We start from the raw sequence: 18369 nt of genomic DNA, 5'->3' as shown, positions 1-18369 counted from the left end.
CGCGATGCACAATCCGAATGCTGTAAACGCCCCCGTCCAGACGTCCCAGCCGCCGCGCCTCGGTGAAGAAATCCTGCGCGTCGATCATGTCTGCCGCGGCTTCAACAAGACGCAGGGCGAGCTGCTCGTGCTCGACGACGCGAACCTGTCGCTGCGCGAAGGCGAGATCGTCGGCCTGCTCGGCCGCTCGGGCTCGGGCAAGTCGACGCTGCTGCGGATCATCGCCGGGCTGATCGAGCCGACCGGCGGCGAAGTGACCTATCTCGGCAAGCCGCTGCGCGGCCCGGCCGAAGGCGTCGCGATGGTGTTCCAGACCTTCGCGCTGTTCCCGTGGCTCACCGTGCTGCAGAACGTGGAGGCCGGGCTGGAAGCGCTCGGCGTCGGCGCGCGCGAGCGGCGCGAGCGTGCGCTCGCCGCGATCGACCTGATCGGTCTCGACGGCTTCGAGAACGCGTATCCGCGCGAGCTGTCGGGCGGGATGCGCCAGCGCGTCGGTTTCGCGCGCGCGCTCGTCGTCGATCCGACCATTCTGCTGATGGACGAGCCGTTCTCCGCGCTCGACGTGCTGACGGCCGAGACGCTGCGTACCGATTTGCTGGACCTGTGGACGCAGGGCCGCATGCCGATCAAGTCGGTGCTGATCGTCACGCACAACATCGAGGAAGCGGTGTTCATGTGCGACCGGATCCTCGTGCTGTCGTCGAACCCCGGCCGCGTGATCGCCGAGATCAAGGTGCCGTTCAAGCACCCGCGCAATCGTCTGGACCCGGCGTTCCGCAAGCTCGTCGACGACATCTACGCGAAGATGACCGCGCGGCAGACCGGCGAGGCGACGAAGAAGGGGCTCGAGCTCGGCAGCTGGCTGCCGCAGGTGTCGACCAACCTGATGGCCGGCCTGATCGAGACGCTCGCGATGGCGCCGTACCACGGCCGCGCGGACATGCCGGAAATCGCACGCACGCTGCATCTGGAAGTCGACGACCTGTTCCCGATCGCGGAAGTGCTGCAGTACCTCGGCTTCGCGGACGTGCGCGAAGGCGACGTGTTCCTGACGCCGCCGGGGCGCGTGTTCGCGGAATTCGGCACGCAGGAGCGCAAGCTGATGTTCGCGGATCACCTGCTGAAGCACGTGCCGCTCGCCGCGCGGATCAAGAAGGTGCTGAACGAGCGCCCGGGCCATCGCGCGCCGCGCGTGCGCTTCGAGCAGGAGCTCGAGGATTTCCTGTCGGACGGCGCGGCCGAGGAAACGCTCGACGCGGTGATCGACTGGGGCCGTTACGGCGAGATCTTCTCGTACAACGACCAGACCGAGATCTTCAGCCTCGAGGACGTCGAGTCCTGATGTTGACAGGGCGATTCCTGCACGTTCCGCTGGAGTCGCCCGGATGCCCCCAAGCGGGTTGATTCGGCCGCTGCGGGCCAAGGGCCCGTGGCCCGCCCTGGCGTTCGCAATGGGCGCCGGTCCCCATGGACACCCGCCTGGCGGATCGTGCTCCTGCCGGAAGCGCCGCGGATGGCGTTCGCCGAGGATGTCGCGCCCGGTTTCACGCTTCGGCGCCCACGCTTCGTTCACTTTCGCCGCCGTCCTCCCCCTTCAACACGCGTTTAATGCCGGATCGGTGCGGTGTGCTTCAATCGGCGCGCGAGCGCGCCCGCCCGTCAGCAACAGATATCGGGGATCGATCAATCGATAGTTGGCGACCGGAATGTTGTTATTTATACAGATAAGGCGAAAGATATTTCGGATCTTGCGTTCGGAGTAAATTACCACGGTCTGATCGAGAAGCCGGTTTATTCATCAGAAACGGTGATACCTCCAGGTGTGAAGTTTGAGGTGGTAGGGGTGGATGAATTCGGACGAGTTATTTTGGAGCAATTGTGATGTTGAAGCGGGACAGACTACCTTACTCCTCGCTACCTTCAGCATTGAGAGTGTTGATTCCCGAGGCCATTTTTTTGAAGGCGTTCGAGAATGCAGAGTCTCAAACGATCGTCGTTTGGTATTCCGACTCGAAAATCGGCAGTCAGCATGAGGTCGAGTATTCGTCAAAATTGGGGCGTTTTCTGTCACGCAGCGAGCGTGAAGCGCGATTTCCTGCGGAGCGGGAGATTGTTCTGCGGGACGGGATCCGAGTCAAAGTAGGCAATAGACTTGGGGTCCATACCGACGTTCGCTATGAGACCTATACGGCATACGATCCAATTACGTCGTCGAAGCTTGCAGTTGGGGAGCAGATGTTCTTCATGCGGTTTCTTGCTGAAGTCGAGACCGTCGTTCGGCAAGCAATCGAAAAAGCGAAGTTTCCAAGTACTTATGCTGGGTGGAGTCCACTCGAGCGCATTCGCTATTGGGTCGGCGTGCTGTATCGTGCGCGGCGCCAGACCGGGGAGTCGGGCATTAATGAGGATGAGGCCTTCCAGCCTTCTTTGTTGAAGCAGATGAGAGCTGTGGATCCTGGGGTCGATGCCATTCTCGCGGCGGTCCTTGCCGAGTTGAGCCGCATGGAGATGATCAGCCCAGACGTCATGCGGGCCGCGTTTAATCAACGTACGGGCGCATCGATTTGATCGCCCGGCGGATAAGCATGTTGGATGGTCGGTATACCCAGGTTCGCACGAAATTTTCTATGGTTAAGTTGAATGACCGATAAGAATCCCGATTTTTCACCGATGCGCATGCGGGCACGCGGATTCGTGTCGCAGGGGCGCATCGAGGATGCGCTTGGACTGTACGGCGACATCCTGAAAGTGGCGCCGGAAAACGCAGCGACGTATGCGGATCGCGGCACGACCTTCGCGATGATCAAGAAGACGGATCTCGCGCTGAACGATCTGAACCGGGCCATCGAGCTGGGGTACACGGACCCATCGGCGTATTGCACGCTCGCGACGATTTACCTCGAAGGCGGTGCCTACCAGAAGTCGCTCGATTACTTCGACAAGGCGCTGAAGCTCAATCCCGACCAGCCTTTCGTCTATTTCAATCGCGCCAGGGCATACGAGACGCTGGGCGATATCAATGCGTCGATCGCCGATCTCGAGCGATGCCTGACTTACAACCCGGACGATGCGCTGTCCGCGAAGATCAAGGAAAGGGTGGCGCAGCTTCGCGCGCGTCTGTAACCACGGCAGGTCGCGAGCACGCAGAGCGCCACGGGCGCCGCGCACGATGACGCGCGGCGCATCGCGCGATTACTGCAAATTCCCCCACCGATCAACGGCCGGCTCCGCCGACGCCCATTTCCAGTGCGTGCCTTGCTGGCACGCATTCGCGAAATACCAGTCGGCCTTGTCGCCGTCCTTCACCGAGAACGCGAATTCCTTGCACAGCGCGAGCGCCGACGAGTACGCGCGCGTGACGCGCACTTCGCCTTCGCCGTTTTCGAGCGGCAGCGTGTTCTTCACCTTCCACGGCTTCACTTCGCCGACGGCGAGACTGCCGGCCGTCTTTGCGATCGCGTCCTGCTGATTCTGATGGAGTTGCTTCATCGTGCGGTTGACGGCTTCGTCGGTCGCGGCCTGCACGGCAATGCCGACGCCGACGCCGACCGCCGGGTTCGCGGTGACGAGGCCCGTTGCCGCGCCGGCCAGCGCGCCGCTGGCGGCGCCGACCGACCCGCAGCCCGACAGCGCGACCGTCGCCGCGCACAGCGCGCCGATCGCCGCGATACGGATCGCGACGCTCATTGCAGCGCGCCCCAGCGTTCGGTCGCCGGTTCCGCCGATGCCCATTTCCACACGGGCCCGTCGCGGCAGATCGTGGCGACGTAGAACGCCGATTGCGCGGCCTTGTCGGCCTTCGCCGGCGTATCGACCGCGAACACGATTTCCTTGCAGTCGAGCGGACCGACGCTGATCATCCGGCTGACCGTCACGCGGCCCTGCTCGTCGTCCTCGATCGGGAACGAATGGTGCGTCGACCACGGCGCGACACCGCCGACGTCGAGCGGCCCGGCCGCCTTCGCGATCTGCTCCTGCGTGTAGCGGTGCGCGACGCGTTGCGAGTACTGGACGCCGGCGCGCGCGCCGGCGACGGCGCCGAGGCCGATGCCCGTCGCGACGGCGGCATTGTTGGTGACCTTGGAGGCGATCGCGGCGCCCGCGATACCGGCGCCGGCCGTCGCGCCTTCGCTGTACAGCGAATTGCAGCCGGACAGCAGTGCGGCCGTGGCGATCACGGCCAGCACGACGCGCGCCGGCGTGGCCCGGCGCGGCGATTCGAAACGAATGTTCATCCCTGAGTGCAAGTCCTGTCTGGGTGAGCGGCGGCGCGTGCACGCCCTGATGCCGCGTCATTGTTTCGCAATTGTCATAGGAAAACTGCAAAGCTTTGACAAATCGCCGTGCGGCGCGCCGCGTGCGCGCGGGCGGCGTTATTGTCGGATAGATGATCGGCGAGGGGTCGAAACGTTACAAATTGAAGGTAATTGTTACCTTCGGATGCGATCAAGCGACCTAGACTATTTTGCTATGGAATGTTTCTACGACGGCCTCGAGCCGCGCCGCATATGAGACACCCAGCCATGCGCCGTTCGAAACGGTTGTCACCCCGGCCCCCCGTCGCGGCGGCCGACCATCCGGAAGTGCCGCCGCGTCCGCGGACCGACGCGCCTTCGGCACCGCCTGCGGGCGCGCCGGACGAGACACCGTCGGACGGCGATCACAACCAGGGCGGTGCTCGCCCGGAAGGGCTCGACTATCAACGCGACCTCGGTCAGGAGCAGGACGCTTGATACGGTCGTCGCCGCATTCCATCGCCGCATTCCATCGCCGTATTTCATTGCAATTCTCGGAACTGAGTCGCCGCGCGGCCGCCTTCGGGCCGCCGCGCCTGCTTTGGCGTGCGTCGCGCGCCAGCCAATCGAATCGAGGAGGGGAAGTCGCATGAGCAGATTGATCGTGGTATCGAATCGTGTCGCCGCCGGCGAGGACACGCGCCCAAGCGCGGGCGGCCTGGCCGTCGGCGTGATGGACGCGCTGAAGGAAACGGGCGGCGTCTGGTTCGGCTGGAACGGCGAGATCGTCGGGGCGCCGGATGCCGAGCCCGCGATCCAGCGGGACGGCAACGTGACGTATGCGACGGTCGGGCTGACCCGGCGCGACTACGACCAGTACTACCGCGGCTTCTCGAACGCGACGCTGTGGCCGGTGTTCCATTACCGCGGCGATCTCGCGCGCTTCGATCGGCAGGAGTACGCCGGTTATCTGCGCGTGAACGCGATGCTCGCGAAGCAGCTCGCCGCGCTGCTGCGTCCGGACGACCTGATCTGGGTGCACGACTACCACCTGCTGCCGTTCGCGCACTGCCTGCGCGAGCTCGGCGTGAAGAACCCGATCGGCTTCTTCCTGCACATCCCGTTTCCGTCGCCCGACATGCTGCGCCTCGTGCCGCCGCACGAGGAACTTGTGAAGTTCATGTGCGCGTACGACGTCGCGGGCTTCCAGACCGACGCCGACAAACAGGCGTTCACCGACTACATCGAGCGGCGCGGCATCGGCGCGGCGAGCGAGGACGGGATGCTGCACGCGCACGGCCGCGTCGTGAAGGTCGCGGCCTATCCGATCGGCGTGCATCCCGACGCGATCGCGCAGGCGGCCGTCCAGTACGGCACGCGCAAGCCGGTGAAGATGCTGCGCGAGGCGCTCGGCGACCGCAAGCTGGTGATGAGCGTCGACCGCCTCGATTACTCGAAGGGGCTCGTCGAGCGCTTCCAGTCGTTCGAACGGATGCTCGCGAATGCGCCGGGCTGGCAGGGGCGCGTGTCGCTGCTGCAGATCGCGCCGCCGACGCGTTCCGACGTGCAGACCTACCAGCACATCCGCGAAACGCTCGAAGGCGAGGCCGGCCGCATCAACGGCCGCTTCTCGCAACTCGACTGGACGCCGATCCAGTACCTGAACCGGAAGTACGAGCGCAACCTGCTGATGGCGTTCTTCCGGATGTCGCAGGTCGGCTACGTGACGCCGTTGCGCGACGGGATGAATCTCGTCGCGAAGGAATACGTCGCGTCGCAGGATCCGGCCGATCCGGGCGTGCTCGTGCTGTCGGAGTTCGCGGGCGCGGCAGCCGAGCTGACCGGCGCGCTGCTCGTCAATCCGTACGACCTGTCGCAGATGGCCGAGGCGCTCGAACGTGCGCTATCGATGCCGCTCGCGGAGCGGCAGGCGCGTCACGAGGAGAATCTCGCGCGGTTGCGCGAGAACGACCTGTCGGTGTGGCGCGACACGTTCGTCGCCGACTTGCGCAGTGTCGCCGCGGCGGCGTCGGTCACGCAGCGCGCGGGCCGGCGGGTTGCGCATGCGTGAGTGCGCGCCGGGCGCCGGCAGCGACGAAGAAACGGCAGGCGATACGGCCGGCCGTTTCTTCGTCGTGACGGGCGGCCCCGGTTCGGGCAAGAGCACGTTGCTCGATGCGCTCGAGCGCGCCGGGTTCGCACGCTCGCAGGAAGCCGGACGCGGCGTGATCCGCGACCAGATGGCCGTCGACGGTCCAGCACTGCCGTGGCGCGACCCGGCAGCGTTCGCCGAGTTGATGCTGGGCTGGGAGATGCGGTCCTACCATCTCGCGCGGCAGGCGCGCGGGCCGGTGTTCTTCGACCGCGGCGTGCCGGACGTGATCGGCTATCTGAAGCTGACCGGATTGGCGGTACCCGCGCACGCGGAAGCCGCGGCGCGGCGTTTCCGCTATCACCGGCGCGTGTTCATCGCGCCGCCTTGGCCCGACATCTATGCGCAGGACGCCGAGCGTCGGCAGGATTTCGCGGAAGCGGTGCGCACCCATGACGCGATGGTCGAGTGCTATACGTCGTACGGCTATCGGTTGATCGAGTTGCCGCGCGTGAGCGTGAAGGCGCGCGTGCGCTTCGTGATGGACGCGCTCGACGCCGCATGACGCCCGACGCGGGTGCGGCGCACGACGGTGTCAGGCCGCCGTGTCCGGCCGCGGCGACGCGATGCGCAGCAGGCTGACGACCGCGGCCACCGCCGCGAACACCGTGGCGACATAGAGTGCGATCGTCGGTCCGCGGTCGGGCGCGAGCCCGAAAATCAGCGCGACCAGCGCGGCGCCGAGCGTCTGACCGGTCAGGCGCGCGGTGCTCAGCATGCCGCCGGCGCCGCCGCTGCGCTCGCGCGGCGCCGACGACAGCATCGCGCGGTTGTTCGGCGACTGGAACAGCCCGAAGCCCGCGCCGCACAGCGCCATCCGCCACACGATGTCGACCGTGCCCGGGTGCGCGCCGATCGTCGCGAGCGACAGCAAGCCGGCGGCGAACAGCGCCAGCCCGATCCCGCCGAGGATGCCGGCCGAATAGCGGTCCGACAACACGCCCGCGAGCGGCGCGGCGAACACGATCACGAGCGGCCACGGCGTCATGTAGAGGCCCGTCTCGACCTGCGAGAAACCGAGTGAATTCTGCAGCCAGAACGGCAGCGCGACGAACGCGAGCATCTGCGACGTGAACGACGCCGTCGACGTGTAGACCGACAGCGCGAACATCGGGATGCGCATCAGGTCGACCGGCAGCAGCGGCGCCGGCTGCGACAACTGGCGCTTCACGAAGAAGTAGCCGACCACGAATGCGACGGCCAGTTCGGCCGCGACGTACGCATGACTTTCGCCGTGACCGAGCCCGTCGACGGCCGTGATCAAGAGGCCGAACACGCAGGCGTTCATCAGCGCGCTCGCGAAGTCGTACGGCGCGTCGTGCAGCGGGTTGGCCGGCAGCGCGCGCACGCTGCCGAGCACGGCCGCGATGCCGATCGGCACGTTGACCGCGAACAGCCACGGCCACGACGCGAACGACAGGATCGCGGACGCGACCGTCGGCCCGATCGCCGACGACAGCGCGACCACCATCGCGTTGAGCGACAGCCCGCGCCCCAGCATCGACGACGGGTAGATCATTCGCACGAGCGCCGCGTTGACGCTCATGATGCCGGCCGCGCCGAACCCCTGGATCACGCGCATCACCGCCAGCATCGGCAGCGAGCCGGCGAGCGCGCAGCCCAGCGATGCCGCGGTGAACAACGCGAGGCCGGCGATGTAGACGCGGCGATAGCCGATGCGTTCGCCGAGCGACGCGAGCGGCAGCAGCGTGATCGTGACCGCGAGCTGGTACGCGTTGACGATCCAGATCGACGCGGCGTCGGACGCGTGCAGGTCGCGCGCGATGGTCGGCAATGCGACGTTCGCGATGGCGCCGTCGAGCACGGCGAGCGTGATGCCCAGGGCGACGCAGACGATCGCCCAGTAGCGTTGCGGAAGCGGCAGGCCGGTATCGGCGTTCATGACGGGAGCGAGAGCGTGGTTGTCCGCGCGCCCGCGAGCCGGTTGCGTGCGCAACCATGTGCAGGGGCGGCGGCGATGAACGGCCCGGCCGGCGCGGCTGCGCCGGAACGGGGCCGGTCGAGTGTATCACCGGGCCGCATCGCGCGACGCCAGGTCGCGCGGGGGTCTGCTGGCGCGCGCATTCAGCCTTCGAAGTCGAGGCCGCCGAGCCGCACGAGCGGGTCGGCCTGCGTGCGCGACGCGAGATCGATGTCGCGTGCGCTTTGCCATGCGCTCAGCTTTTTCGGCAACGCGGCGAGATAGTGCTCGAAGCGCTGCGGGCCGTCCGGCTCCATCAGCCGCTCGATTTCGTCGGTGTCCCAGGTCAGTTCCAGGTTCAGCGGATACACGAAGCCGCTCACGTGCTCGTGCGGCGCGCTGCGGATCTGCACGCGCGTCGGGTGCCCGTGCCCGCCATAGGGGACGACGTCGGTCTGAACGTGATCGGCGAAGAATGCGGCGATCGCCTGCGCGATGCGCGGTGCGAATTCGGTATCGAAACGGCGGGCGGTTTCGGGCTGCATGAAGGCGTCTCCTGTCTGCCGAAAATCGTAGCACGGCGACGACGCGTTTCGGCGCGAGCGATACCGGTAATCGCGCGTTACCACTTGCTGCATCTATTACGGCCGCGTCCCGCCACAATGCATCGCATCCAGTACCACTTCGCGTGGGAGTCCATCATGAAAAAGATTGCCGCAGTGTGTGTCCTTGCCGGTTCGCTCGCGGTCGCGGGCCCGGCGTCCGCGCACGGCCGCGATGGCGGCGCCGTCATCGGCGCATTGATCGGCGGCGCGGTGCTCGGCGCGATCGTGACGTCCGCGATGAATCCGCCCGTCGCGTATCAGGCGCCCGCGTACCAGGCGCCGGCCTATCAGCCGCCGACGTACTACCAGGCGCCCGCGTACCAGCAGCCTGCCTACCCGACCTATCAGCAGGTGCAGTACCAGGACGACGGCCCGAACTATTGCTACGACCGTTACCAGCGCGCGTACGTGTGCGGGGCGCCGGTGCAGGGCGGCTACGCGCGGCCTGCCGGCTGGTGAGCGCGCGCGGGTTTCGGGCCGGTTGGCCGTTACCCGTCGATGCTCGCTTCGCCGGGCCGGACGACGAAAGGCCCTCGCTCGATGCGAGGGCCTTTGTCTTTTTGTGCGGCCGGTTCGTTGGCCGGAGCGATGCGCCGCCGGCCTTCGGCGCGCCGTGCGCGGATACAAACGGTTGCAATTGCGCGTCAGTGGCGATGACCGCCGCCACCGCCGCCTTCGTTCCAGTCGCCGCGGTGTCCGCCGCCGCGGCCCCAGCCGTTGCCGCGGTTGCCGCGATCGCCGCGATCGCCGTCCCAGCGATGGTAGTCGCGGCGGCCGCGATCCCAGTCGCGTCCGCCGCCACCGCCCCAGATATTGACCGTGCCGTACACGGGGGACGGCGCGTACGCATAGCCGGGATCGGAATAGTAAGGCTGCCCGTAGCCGTATCCGGCGTCCGGGGCGACGACGCAGCCGGCCAGCAGGGTGGCGACGCCGGCGGCAGCAATGAGCTTCAGCATGATGTTCTCCGTTGGTTCCGCTATAAGTACCGCGCCCGGGGATTGCCGGCTGTTTGCAATTGTGTCGCCAAATTACAGCCTCGTAAGGTCGTGTGACGAAAGTGTTAGCATCGGGGGCTCATTTGTTTTTCAGGAGCACATCAATGAAATTCGCGATCCGGGCCGCGCTGGCCGCCTTCTGCGTGACAACCGCCGCCGCATGCGCGGCCGCGCCGGCTTCCGCGCCCGCCGTGTCGGCCGAGTCGATCAAGATGTTTCCGCAGGCGGCGACCGGCCAGCAGCGCGTCGTGATCGCGCTGCCCGCGCTCGAGAACGAGGGCGACGCGCGCGTCGAGCTGATGATCGGCAAGACGCTGCAGACCGACTGCAACCAGCAGTGGTTCGGCGGCGAGCTGACTGCCGAGGACGTGAAGGGCTGGGGCTATACGTACTACCGGCTCACCGACGTGAAGGGGCCGGCGTCGACACTGATGGCGTGCCCGGGCCAGGCGCCGCAGCAACGGTTCGTGCAAGTGCGCAGTGACGGTCAACTGCTGCGCTACAACAGCCGCCTGCCGCTCGTCGTCTATGTACCGGACGGTTTCGACGTGCGCTATCGCGTGTGGCATGCGTCGAAAGACGTGCAGCAAGCGGCGAAGCAGTAATCTTTCCTTTCGGCGGTGTCCTGCCGCTACCTATACACCGGCCGCGCTGCTCGTGCCGACGAGCGCCGGCCATGCGGCCAGCGCGGCCTGTGCGACGGCCTCCAGATCGCGGCGGCTCGCGCCGTCGCGCGCCTGGATCGACATGCCCTGCTGAACCGTCACGTAGTAGCGCGCGATCGCGTCGAGGTTCGCGTGCGTTGATATTTCGCCTGCCGCGACGCCTTGCACGAGGCGTTCCCGCAGCGCGTCGACCGTGCCCTCGCGCATCGCGATCAACGTTTGCCGGACCATATCGGAACGTTCGGCCGGATGCAGCGCCGACAGCACGATCAGGCAGCCGGCCGGCTTCGAGCGCCGCGTGAACACGCGTGCGGTATCCATCAGGTAACTCTGCACGGCGTCGCGCGCGCTGGCCGCCCGTTCGACACCGCCCCAGATTTCTCGCCCCTCGGTTGCGCGGTAATGCTCGAGCGCTTGCCGGAACAACGCTTCCTTGCTGCCGAAGGCCGCATACAGGCTCGGCGACGCGATGCCCATCGCGGCCGTCAGGTCCGTCATCGACGCGCCTTCGTAGCCGAGACGCCAGAACACCTCCATCGCGCGATCCAGCGCCGCTTCCTTGTCGAAGCTTCTCGGTCGGCCTCGTTCAGCCATTGCGTCCGTTCCTTCGTCGATATCTGTATCGATCGATAAAATAAATCAATTGACTGTGCGGCGCAACTTCCCACATTCTGTGTCGGTTGTTACATAAATGAGGAAAGGAACCGACATGAATCGACTTCAGGGCAAGCGTGCACTCATCACGGGCGGCAGCCGCGGCATCGGCGCGGCGATCGCGAAACGGCTGGCGGCTGACGGCGCGGACGTGGCGATCACGTATGAAAAATCGGCCGAGCGGGCGCAGGCCGTCGTCGCCGGCATCGAGGCGTTGGGCCGTCGCGCCATCGCGATCCAGGCCGACAGCGCGGATCCGGTGGCCGTGCGCAACGCGGTCGATCGTGCCGCGGAAGCGTTCGGCGGCCTGGACATTCTCGTCAACAACGCGGGGATTTTCCGGGCCGGCGCGCTGGACGACCTCACGCTCGACGATATCGACGCGACGCTGAACGTGAACGTGCGCGCGGTGATCGTCGCGTCGCAGGCGGCGGCGCGGCATCTCGGGGAAGGCGGGCGCATCGTGTCGACCGGCAGTTGCCTCGCGACACGCGTGCCCGATGCGGGGATGAGCCTCTATGCGGCGAGCAAGGCCGCACTCATCGGCTGGACGCAGGGGCTCGCGCGCGATCTCGGCTCGCGCGGCATCACGGTCAACATCGTGCATCCGGGTTCCACCGATACCGATATGAACCCCGCCGATGGCGAGCATGCCGATGCGCAACGTTCGCGGATGGCGATTCAGCAGTACGGCAAGGCCGACGACGTGGCTGCGCTCGTGGCGTTCGTCGTCGGGCCGGAAGGGCGGTCGATCAATGGGACCGGGTTGACGATCGACGGCGGCGCGAACGCGTAAAGACCGATGCCCGGCGTGAGTAGGCCGGGTAACGGCGCGCTCGTTGTTCGTCGTGGTTCGTTATTGGCAGCCGAGGCGCACGTGCTCGGCTTCCAGGTCGGCCCGTTTGTCGTACGCGTGCAGTTCGTTGCGCGGCTTGCCGTCCGGGCCCATGCCGCGCACGACTCGGTGGCCGCGGTCGGGCGAGTGCGTGAGCGCATCGATGCCGGCGGCCAGTTCCCGGCACCGCGCGTCGGGAGAGGTGCTTTCCGGGCGAGGGGCTGCCGAGGCAGTGACGTTGGCGATGCCCGGGCTGACGTAGCGTTGCTTGGCAGGCGCCGTGCCGGTGTCGGCGGCGTTGGCCGTGGCGGTTATCGCTGAAAGCGCGGCGAGCGCCGCGATCGTTCGAATCATTCGAGAAGTCCGTGTGCTGAACCGAAGAAGGTTCGGAATTCTACGCAATGTTCGCTGCATGTCCTCGGAGAATGGACGAGGTGCGATCGCGTGTCGCACGTCACGGTGAACGGTCGACTACCCATCTTCGTGTGCTGCGCCGCATGCGCGGCAATATCCCCCAGACAGCAAAAAGCCCGCTTGCTTTCGCAAAGCGGGCTTCGGCATTTGGTTGCGGGGGTAGGATTTGAACCTACGACCTTCGGGTTATGAGCCCGACGAGCTGCCAGACTGCTCCACCCCGCGGCGCGAAGTGTACTTCGGGTTGAGGCTTAGAGTCAATCGATTCGTGCGGCGGCAGTCCCGGTGCCATATCGGGCCTGTTCCTTGAAGCCACTGCAACGCAGTGAAGCCGACGCGTATAGCCGGAAATTTTCCACATTCGCCACAATATTCGCGCGCCTGAAACGTCTTCAGACGCATGGAACCGCCACCCACTTCGCAAACGATGACCGACCCAGACCGCGACATCACCGCGACAGTGATGCGTGAACGAACGAGGCTAGGGAATTTCATTCGGCGTCGGATTCGCGACCCGGACGATGCCGAGGACGTTCTGCAGGATGTGCTTCACGAATTCGTGCAGGCTTATCGGCTTCCGGCGCCAATCGAACAGGCGAGCGCGTGGCTGTTCCGTACCGCGCGTAATCGCATCATCGATCGTTTTCGCAAGAGGAAGGAGCAGCCGCTGGCCGATCTGCTCGATGCCGACGACGACGCGGACAGCGAGTATCGCCTGGATCTCGCGCTACCGTCGCACGATGCTGGTCCTGAAGCGCTCTACGCTCGCACGCTGTTGCTCAAGGCGTTGCAGGATGCGCTCGACGAACTGCCGGCGAATCAACGCGAGGTTTTTATCGCGCACGAACTGGAAGGGCGGTCCTTCAAGGAGATGGCCGCGGAAAGCGGCGTCACGCTCAATACGCTGCTCGCGCGCAAACGATATGCGGTTCTGCATCTGCGTGCGCGACTGCAACCGATTTATGACGAACTGGATATCTAGAGGAGTCGACGGATGAATTTTCGAATCAGATGTGCGGGCAAGGCGCTGCTCGTGGTGGTCGCCATCGGCGTGCTCGGGTGGGTCGTCATGATGCTGTGGAACTCGGTGATGCCGGGGTTATTCGTCGGTGCCCGGACGATTGATTTCGCCCATGCGCTGGGCTTGCTCGTATTGAGCCGCATCCTGTTCGGCGGATTCCGCGGACACCGCGGCTGGCACGGCCGGCGTCACTGGCGGAAGTGGGAAGCCATGACGCCCGAAGAACGCGAGCAATTCCGGGCCGCATGGCGATCGCGCGGCAAGCGGCCTACCGAGGAGTGAACATGCGCGAGAAATCAACAGTCGACTGCAAGCAGAAGGCGGGCGTGATTGCGCCGGTCGTCAATCTGAAACGTTGCGAAGGGAAGGGGGATTGCGTGACCGTTTGCCCTGAAGACGTGTTCGAGATCCATCGCATCGATCAGGCCGATTATCTCGATCTTGGTTTGATGCATCGGTTGAAGCTGCGCGTGCATGGGATGAAAGTCGCATACACGCCGAATGCGGACGCGTGCAGATCATGCGGGCTTTGCGTGACGGCATGTCCCGAACGCGCGATCACGCTTGCTCGAAGGGCATAGCGTCGCTCGTGCTTGCCGATGATGGAGCGGCGCAGCAGCAGGCCTGATGGCAGATGGCTGCTGCCGGATACGCCGTCTACGTGATCAAACTCATCAAGGAACGCACTTGGTTTCTACCACCAACGCTCTTTTGCAACGGCTTCATGAAGAGAGCCAGAGCGAAATCATCGCCCGCGCACGCGCGCAGTTCCAGGGGCCGAACGAGGCGTTTCCGACGCTCGTCGACGAATACGAAGCACTCGCGCCGAGGCTGCGTGGGCGTTTTCTCGAAACGTTCGGCCTGTTCACCGAAGATTTCGAGTCCTCGGGAGGCAGTGCTTTATCGTTGGCCGTGTCGGCGGAAACGGGAAGGTTCCTGCGCAACATGGTGCTGGCGCAACGGCCGACCAGAATCCTCGAACTCGGCAGTTCCTGCGGCGTGTCGACTTTGTATTTCGCCGACGCGCTGCGTACGTTCGGCCGTGGCGTCGTCATCGCGACCGAAGGCGATGCGCTCAAGTGCACGCGTTTGCGGGCTCACGTCGAAGCAGCGGGCCTGGACGACTATGTCGACTTGCGCGAGGGCGATGTATTCGAGACGGTTGCCGAATTGGACGGTGCCGTCGACATGGTGTTTATCGACGTATGGGCCGACGCCTATCTGAATCTGTTCAAGCAGATCGAGCGCTTGCTACGGCCGGGGGCGGTTGTACTGGCCGACAACATGTACACGGCCGAGGACGCCGTTCGACCGTACAAGCACTACCTCGACGCGGATCCGCGGTTTTCGACCACGACGCTGGATTTTGAGTCGGGGGTGGAGTTTACGGTTGTTGTTGCTTGAGGGGGAGTTCTTGTGAATCTGAGGGGCACAGAGCATGATTGGTCCCCCCGACAGGAATCGAACCTGTATCTAGCGCTTAGGAGGCGCTTGTTCTATCCATTGAACTACGGGGAGAGCCATATCCGGGCAATCGCGCGAAAAACCGCGAGCCGGACGGCGGTGTGGACAGCGCGCAGAGTATAGCAAACGCGCGGCGCGTCGGCGGGGCGGAATGCACCCGCGACGCGCGTATCGCGAGATCACCCGCGACCGAAACAGAAACTCAGAAATCGACGACGACGAAATCTTCCTTGCCCACGTCGCACAGCGGGCAGCGCCAGTCCGCGGGAATGTCGGCGAAACGCGTGCCGGCCGGAATGCCTTCGTCGGGCAGCCCTTCCGCTTCGTTGTAGACCCACCCGCAAATCAGGCAGACCCAGCTCTGGTATTCGGTTACTTCGCTCATGTTGCGCTCGGGATAAAGAAAATTCGGCGATGCCGTCCGCAGCCTCGCTGGCGGACGAAAGGCGCAATGTTACCGGAATTTCGTCGAACGCCAGCGCAACGTCGTTTTAAACGTACGCATCGCGAACAACGCAACTGAAACACGCCCGCTGTTCGTGCGGTGTATGCTTCCGAGGCTGTCCAATCATAAGGAGAATGCGATGCTGAACAGAAAGTGGATCGCAGGTGCGGTATGCGTCGCGGCGATGGCCGTGTCGACGATCGCGCGGGCCGAGGCGCGCGTGTATTTCGAAGCGCCGAGCGACGGTGCGACGGTGTCGAATCCGGTGCATGTGAAGTTCGGTCTCGAAGGCATGGCGCTGAAGCCGGCCGGCGACATGACGCCGGATACCGGTCACCATCACCTGCTGATCGACGGCCGGCCGATTCCGAAAGGCGACGTGATCCCGGCGAGCGAACGTTCGCTGCATTTCGGCAAGGCCCAGACCGAGACCGACGTGAAGCTGCCGCCCGGCCAGCACACGCTGACGCTGCAATTCGGTGACGGCGCGCACCGTTCGTACGGTCCCGAACTGAGCTCGACGATCACGATCAACGTGAAATAACCGTGCATCCCGCGCTGGCGCGCGATGCGCCGCGGGGGATCTGCCGATCGGCCGGCCCCTGGCATCCGGCCCGCATCCGCGTGCTCATGCGGGCACGCAAACCGTAGCCGGCATCCGAAAACCGGAGGTCGGCCACACCGCCCACGATACCGCGTCGGCGCCCATCGGAAACGCCCCGCGGCACTCGTCCATCCAGCCGAGCCGATGCCGGCCTCCGCGCCCGGTACAATGGGCGCTTCCGATTTCTCTCTTCGCCGTCTCCCCATGTCGCTCTATTCCATTACCGGCGCGCAGCTCGCGTTCGGTCACGTCGCGTTGCTCGATCACGCGGATTTCTCGCTGGAAGCCGGCGAGCGGGTCGGCCTGATCGGCCGCAACGGCGCGGGCAAGTCGTCGCTGCTGAAGATCGTCGCCGATCTCGCGAAGCCCGACGACGGGCTGGTCACGCGCCAGCAGGAGCTCGTGACCGTCTACGTGCCGCAGGAGCCCGAATTCGAGCCAGGCGCGACGGTGTTCGACGCGGTCGCGTCGGGGCTCGGGCATACGCGCGAATTGCTCGAAGAATACGATTCGATCGCGCACCGCCTCGCGGAGATACCGGAGGGCGCCGAGCACGATGCGCTGCTCGCGCGGATGAACGCGCTGCAGTCGTCGCTGGACGCGCACGACGCGTGGAGCTGGCGTACGCGCGTGTCGATGACGCTCGCGCAAATCGGCCTGACGGACGGCGACGCGAGCGTCGACGCGCTGTCGGGCGGGATGCAGAAGCGCGTCGCGCTGGCGCGCGCACTGGTGCTGCAGCCCGACGTGCTGCTGCTCGACGAACCGACCAACCACCTAGACTTCGACGGCATCCGCTGGCTCGAGGAGCTGCTCGTCGCGCAGCGCGCGGGCCTGCTGTTCATCACCCACGATCGCGCGTTTCTCGATCGCGTCGCGACGCGCATCGTCGAGCTCGATCGCGGCCGGCTGCTGTCGTACCCGGGCAATTTCTCCGCGTACCAGACGCGCAAGGCGCAGCAGCTCGAAGTCGAGCGCGTGGAGAACGAGAAGTTCGACAAGCTGCTCGCGCAGGAAGAAGTGTGGATCCGCAAGGGCGTCGAGGCGCGCCGCACGCGCAGCGTCGGTCGCATCGCGCGGCTCGTGCAGATGCGCAACGAGCGCGCGGAGCGCCGCAATGCGCAGGGCAACGTGAAGCTCGACGTCGCGCAGGGCGAAAAGTCCGGCAAGATCGTCGCGGAGCTGACCGACGTGACGAAGCGCTACGGCGGCCGCACGGTGGTCGACCGCTTCTCGACGACGGTCATGCGCGGCGACAAGATCGGCTTCGTCGGCCCGAACGGCGCCGGCAAGACGACGTTGCTGAAGCTGATTCTCGGCGACCTGAAGCCCGACGAAGGCACGGTGCGCACCGGTACGAACCTGCAGGTCGCGTATTTCGACCAGATGCGCGCGCAGCTCGACCAGGAGAAGAGCCTGGCCGACACGATCAGCCCCGGCAGCGAATGGGTCGAGATCGGCGGCGTGCGCAAGCACGTGATGAGCTATCTCGGCGATTTCCTGTTCGCGCCGGAACGCGCGCGTTCGCCGGTGAAGTCGCTGTCGGGCGGCGAGCGTAACCGGCTGCTGCTCGCGCGCCTGTTCGCGCGCCCGGCCAACGTGCTGGTGCTCGACGAACCGACCAACGACCTCGACATCCCGACGCTCGAACTCCTCGAAGAACTGCTGGCCGACTACGACGGCACGGTGCTGCTGGTCAGCCACGATCGCGCGTTCCTCGACAACGTCGTGACGTCGGTGATCGCGGCCGAGGGCGACGGCAAGTGGCGCGAATACGTCGGCGGCTTCACCGACTGGCAGATCCAGAGCGAGCGCTCGGAGCAGCTCGCGCAGCAGGAAGCGGCGAAGCGCGCGGTCAAGGAGGCGGCGCCCGCGAAGGACGAACCGGCGAAGAGCGCGGCCGGCCGCAACGCGCAGCGCACGGTGAAGCTGTCGTTCAACGAGCAGCGCGAGCTCGATTCGCTGCCGGAGAAGATCGCCGCGCTCGAAGCGGAGCAGAAGACGATCAATGCGCAGCTCGAGGACGGCGCGATTTTCGCGAAGGATCCGCAGGAAGGCACGCGCCTGACCGAGCGGTTCGCGGCGATCGACGACGAACTGCTCGCCGCGCTCGAACGGTGGGAAACGCTCGAGGCGAAGCGCAAGCCGGTGTGACGCGCGCGGTGCGCGCCGATCCCGCGATTGGCGCGCCACGCGGAACCAGTAAAATACCGCGCGTCCAGGGTCGCGCCGCACACGCCGCGCGCCCGCTTTCGGAGCAGTCCAAGCACACCGTTGTTTCGATTCGCTTTTTTACGGAACTCAACGTTTTGTCCACGACGTTATCCACACGAGGTGTGGACAACGTCCCGATGAA

24 protein-coding genes and 2 tRNA genes are annotated in these 18369 nt (G+C 65.6%); 16 read left to right on the top strand and 10 right to left on the bottom strand.

The features are described 5' to 3' along the window. Positions 1-4: 4 nt before the first annotated feature. The 4 genes from JYG37_RS14385 to JYG37_RS14370 all read left to right on the top strand — a co-directional run bounded on the left by JYG37_RS14385 (position 5) and on the right by JYG37_RS14370 (position 3123). Positions 5-1342 (top strand): ABC transporter ATP-binding protein, encoded by a 1338-nt coding sequence (locus tag JYG37_RS14385; RefSeq protein ID WP_006755837.1) that lies wholly within the window; start codon positions 5-7, stop codon positions 1340-1342. A gap of 282 nt (positions 1343-1624) precedes the next feature. Beyond that, positions 1625-1882 (top strand): hypothetical protein, encoded by a 258-nt coding sequence (locus tag JYG37_RS14380; RefSeq protein ID WP_213345522.1) that lies wholly within the window; start codon positions 1625-1627, stop codon positions 1880-1882. 50 nt (positions 1883-1932) lie between these two features. Further along, entirely contained in the window at positions 1933-2568 is a 636-nt protein-coding gene (locus JYG37_RS14375) for a hypothetical protein (protein WP_235356304.1), read from the top strand. A gap of 72 nt (positions 2569-2640) precedes the next feature. Beyond that, the gene (locus JYG37_RS14370; protein WP_213345520.1) at positions 2641-3123 is read left to right on the top strand and encodes a tetratricopeptide repeat protein; all 483 of its coding nucleotides are present in this window, start codon (positions 2641-2643) and stop codon (positions 3121-3123) included. Positions 3124-3192: 69 nt separating this feature from the next. On the opposite strand, the gene JYG37_RS14365 is transcribed toward JYG37_RS14370, so the two are convergent. Both JYG37_RS14365 and JYG37_RS14360 read right to left on the bottom strand, forming a co-directional pair. After that, entirely contained in the window at positions 3193-3687 is a 495-nt protein-coding gene (locus tag JYG37_RS14365) for a hypothetical protein (protein ID WP_050017462.1), read from the bottom strand. Continuing rightward, positions 3684-4235, bottom strand: a complete 552-nt coding sequence (locus tag JYG37_RS14360) for a hypothetical protein (RefSeq protein WP_050017463.1) — start codon at positions 4233-4235, stop codon at positions 3684-3686. The genes JYG37_RS14365 and JYG37_RS14360 overlap by 4 nt, the downstream gene beginning before the upstream one ends. A gap of 288 nt (positions 4236-4523) precedes the next feature. On the opposite strand from JYG37_RS14360, the gene JYG37_RS34775 reads away from it, so the two are divergent. From JYG37_RS34775 to JYG37_RS14350, 3 genes are all read left to right on the top strand, one after another. Beyond that, positions 4524-4733, top strand: coding sequence for a hypothetical protein (locus tag JYG37_RS34775; protein ID WP_080334377.1), 210 nt, complete (start codon positions 4524-4526; stop codon positions 4731-4733). Between the two features lie 151 nt (positions 4734-4884). Continuing rightward, positions 4885-6306, top strand: coding sequence for an alpha,alpha-trehalose-phosphate synthase (UDP-forming) (gene otsA, locus JYG37_RS14355; protein WP_050017464.1), 1422 nt, complete (start codon positions 4885-4887; stop codon positions 6304-6306). Further along, on the top strand, positions 6299-6892 hold the full coding sequence (locus JYG37_RS14350) for an AAA family ATPase (RefSeq protein ID WP_089488721.1): 594 nt from the start codon (positions 6299-6301) through the stop codon (positions 6890-6892). Before otsA ends, JYG37_RS14350 begins: the two co-directional genes overlap by 8 nt. Positions 6893-6922: 30 nt before the next feature. Here JYG37_RS14350 and JYG37_RS14345 read toward each other — a convergent pair whose 3' ends face one another. Both JYG37_RS14345 and JYG37_RS14340 read right to left on the bottom strand, forming a co-directional pair. Next, positions 6923-8290, bottom strand: a complete 1368-nt coding sequence (locus JYG37_RS14345) for an MFS transporter (RefSeq protein ID WP_050017466.1) — start codon at positions 8288-8290, stop codon at positions 6923-6925. 182 nt (positions 8291-8472) lie between these two features. Next, on the bottom strand, positions 8473-8853 hold the full coding sequence (locus JYG37_RS14340; RefSeq protein ID WP_050017467.1) for a DUF5594 family protein: 381 nt from the start codon (positions 8851-8853) through the stop codon (positions 8473-8475). A 117-nt stretch (positions 8854-8970) separates the two neighbouring features. Between JYG37_RS14340 and JYG37_RS14335 the strand changes: the two genes are divergently transcribed. After that, positions 8971-9372, top strand: a complete 402-nt coding sequence (locus JYG37_RS14335; protein WP_089488720.1) for a hypothetical protein — start codon at positions 8971-8973, stop codon at positions 9370-9372. A gap of 185 nt (positions 9373-9557) precedes the next feature. On the opposite strand, the gene JYG37_RS14330 is transcribed toward JYG37_RS14335, so the two are convergent. After that, positions 9558-9872: a hypothetical protein gene (locus JYG37_RS14330; protein ID WP_050017469.1), complete on the bottom strand. Its 315-nt coding sequence runs from the start codon at positions 9870-9872 to the stop codon at positions 9558-9560. A 143-nt stretch (positions 9873-10015) separates the two neighbouring features. On the opposite strand from JYG37_RS14330, the gene eco reads away from it, so the two are divergent. Continuing rightward, positions 10016-10516, top strand: coding sequence for a serine protease inhibitor ecotin (gene eco, locus JYG37_RS14325; RefSeq protein WP_089488719.1), 501 nt, complete (start codon positions 10016-10018; stop codon positions 10514-10516). Between the two features lie 30 nt (positions 10517-10546). On the opposite strand, the gene JYG37_RS14320 is transcribed toward eco, so the two are convergent. Then, positions 10547-11170, bottom strand: coding sequence for a TetR/AcrR family transcriptional regulator (locus JYG37_RS14320; protein WP_050017471.1), 624 nt, complete (start codon positions 11168-11170; stop codon positions 10547-10549). A gap of 115 nt (positions 11171-11285) precedes the next feature. Between JYG37_RS14320 and JYG37_RS14315 the strand changes: the two genes are divergently transcribed. Continuing rightward, positions 11286-12026, top strand: a complete 741-nt coding sequence (locus tag JYG37_RS14315) for an SDR family NAD(P)-dependent oxidoreductase (protein WP_209926417.1) — start codon at positions 11286-11288, stop codon at positions 12024-12026. A 60-nt stretch (positions 12027-12086) separates the two neighbouring features. Here the strand turns inward: JYG37_RS14315 and JYG37_RS14310 are convergent, their stop codons facing one another. Together JYG37_RS14310 and JYG37_RS14305 are read right to left on the bottom strand one after the other, a co-directional pair. Further along, complete coding sequence (locus JYG37_RS14310) at positions 12087-12419, bottom strand: hypothetical protein (protein WP_050017473.1); 333 nt, start codon at positions 12417-12419, stop codon at positions 12087-12089. Between the two features lie 208 nt (positions 12420-12627). Next, a tRNA-Met gene (locus JYG37_RS14305) sits at positions 12628-12704 on the bottom strand. Positions 12705-12879: 175 nt separating this feature from the next. Here JYG37_RS14305 and JYG37_RS14300 point away from each other — a divergent pair. From JYG37_RS14300 to JYG37_RS14285, 4 genes are all read left to right on the top strand, one after another. Continuing rightward, a complete protein-coding gene (locus JYG37_RS14300; RefSeq protein WP_080334378.1) occupies positions 12880-13461 on the top strand; it encodes an RNA polymerase sigma factor in 582 nt (193 codons plus the stop codon). Between the two features lie 12 nt (positions 13462-13473). Then, complete coding sequence (locus tag JYG37_RS14295; RefSeq protein ID WP_050017475.1) at positions 13474-13782, top strand: hypothetical protein; 309 nt, start codon at positions 13474-13476, stop codon at positions 13780-13782. Positions 13783-13784: 2 nt separating this feature from the next. After that, entirely contained in the window at positions 13785-14081 is a 297-nt protein-coding gene (locus tag JYG37_RS14290) for a 4Fe-4S binding protein (protein WP_080334379.1), read from the top strand. A 106-nt stretch (positions 14082-14187) separates the two neighbouring features. After that, positions 14188-14904, top strand: a complete 717-nt coding sequence (locus JYG37_RS14285) for an O-methyltransferase (protein WP_213345518.1) — start codon at positions 14188-14190, stop codon at positions 14902-14904. 39 nt (positions 14905-14943) lie between these two features. On the opposite strand, the gene JYG37_RS14280 is transcribed toward JYG37_RS14285, so the two are convergent. Both JYG37_RS14280 and JYG37_RS14275 read right to left on the bottom strand, forming a co-directional pair. Then, positions 14944-15018, bottom strand: a tRNA-Arg gene (locus JYG37_RS14280). Between the two features lie 148 nt (positions 15019-15166). Then, complete coding sequence (locus JYG37_RS14275) at positions 15167-15349, bottom strand: rubredoxin (RefSeq protein ID WP_006478164.1); 183 nt, start codon at positions 15347-15349, stop codon at positions 15167-15169. 199 nt (positions 15350-15548) lie between these two features. On the opposite strand from JYG37_RS14275, the gene JYG37_RS14270 reads away from it, so the two are divergent. Continuing rightward, complete coding sequence (locus tag JYG37_RS14270) at positions 15549-15953, top strand: DUF4399 domain-containing protein (RefSeq protein WP_213345516.1); 405 nt, start codon at positions 15549-15551, stop codon at positions 15951-15953. 264 nt (positions 15954-16217) lie between these two features. Then, positions 16218-18167: an ATP-binding cassette domain-containing protein gene (locus tag JYG37_RS14265; RefSeq protein ID WP_425542612.1), complete on the top strand. Its 1950-nt coding sequence runs from the start codon at positions 16218-16220 to the stop codon at positions 18165-18167. The last annotated feature ends 202 nt before the right edge of the window (positions 18168-18369 follow it).

It is taken from the genome of Burkholderia sp. LAS2 (assembly GCF_018417615.1).
Classification (GTDB): domain Bacteria; phylum Pseudomonadota; class Gammaproteobacteria; order Burkholderiales; family Burkholderiaceae; genus Burkholderia; species Burkholderia sola.
Note: the sequence above shows the minus strand (reverse complement) of the source record. Positions and strands in the feature narration are given on the sequence as shown.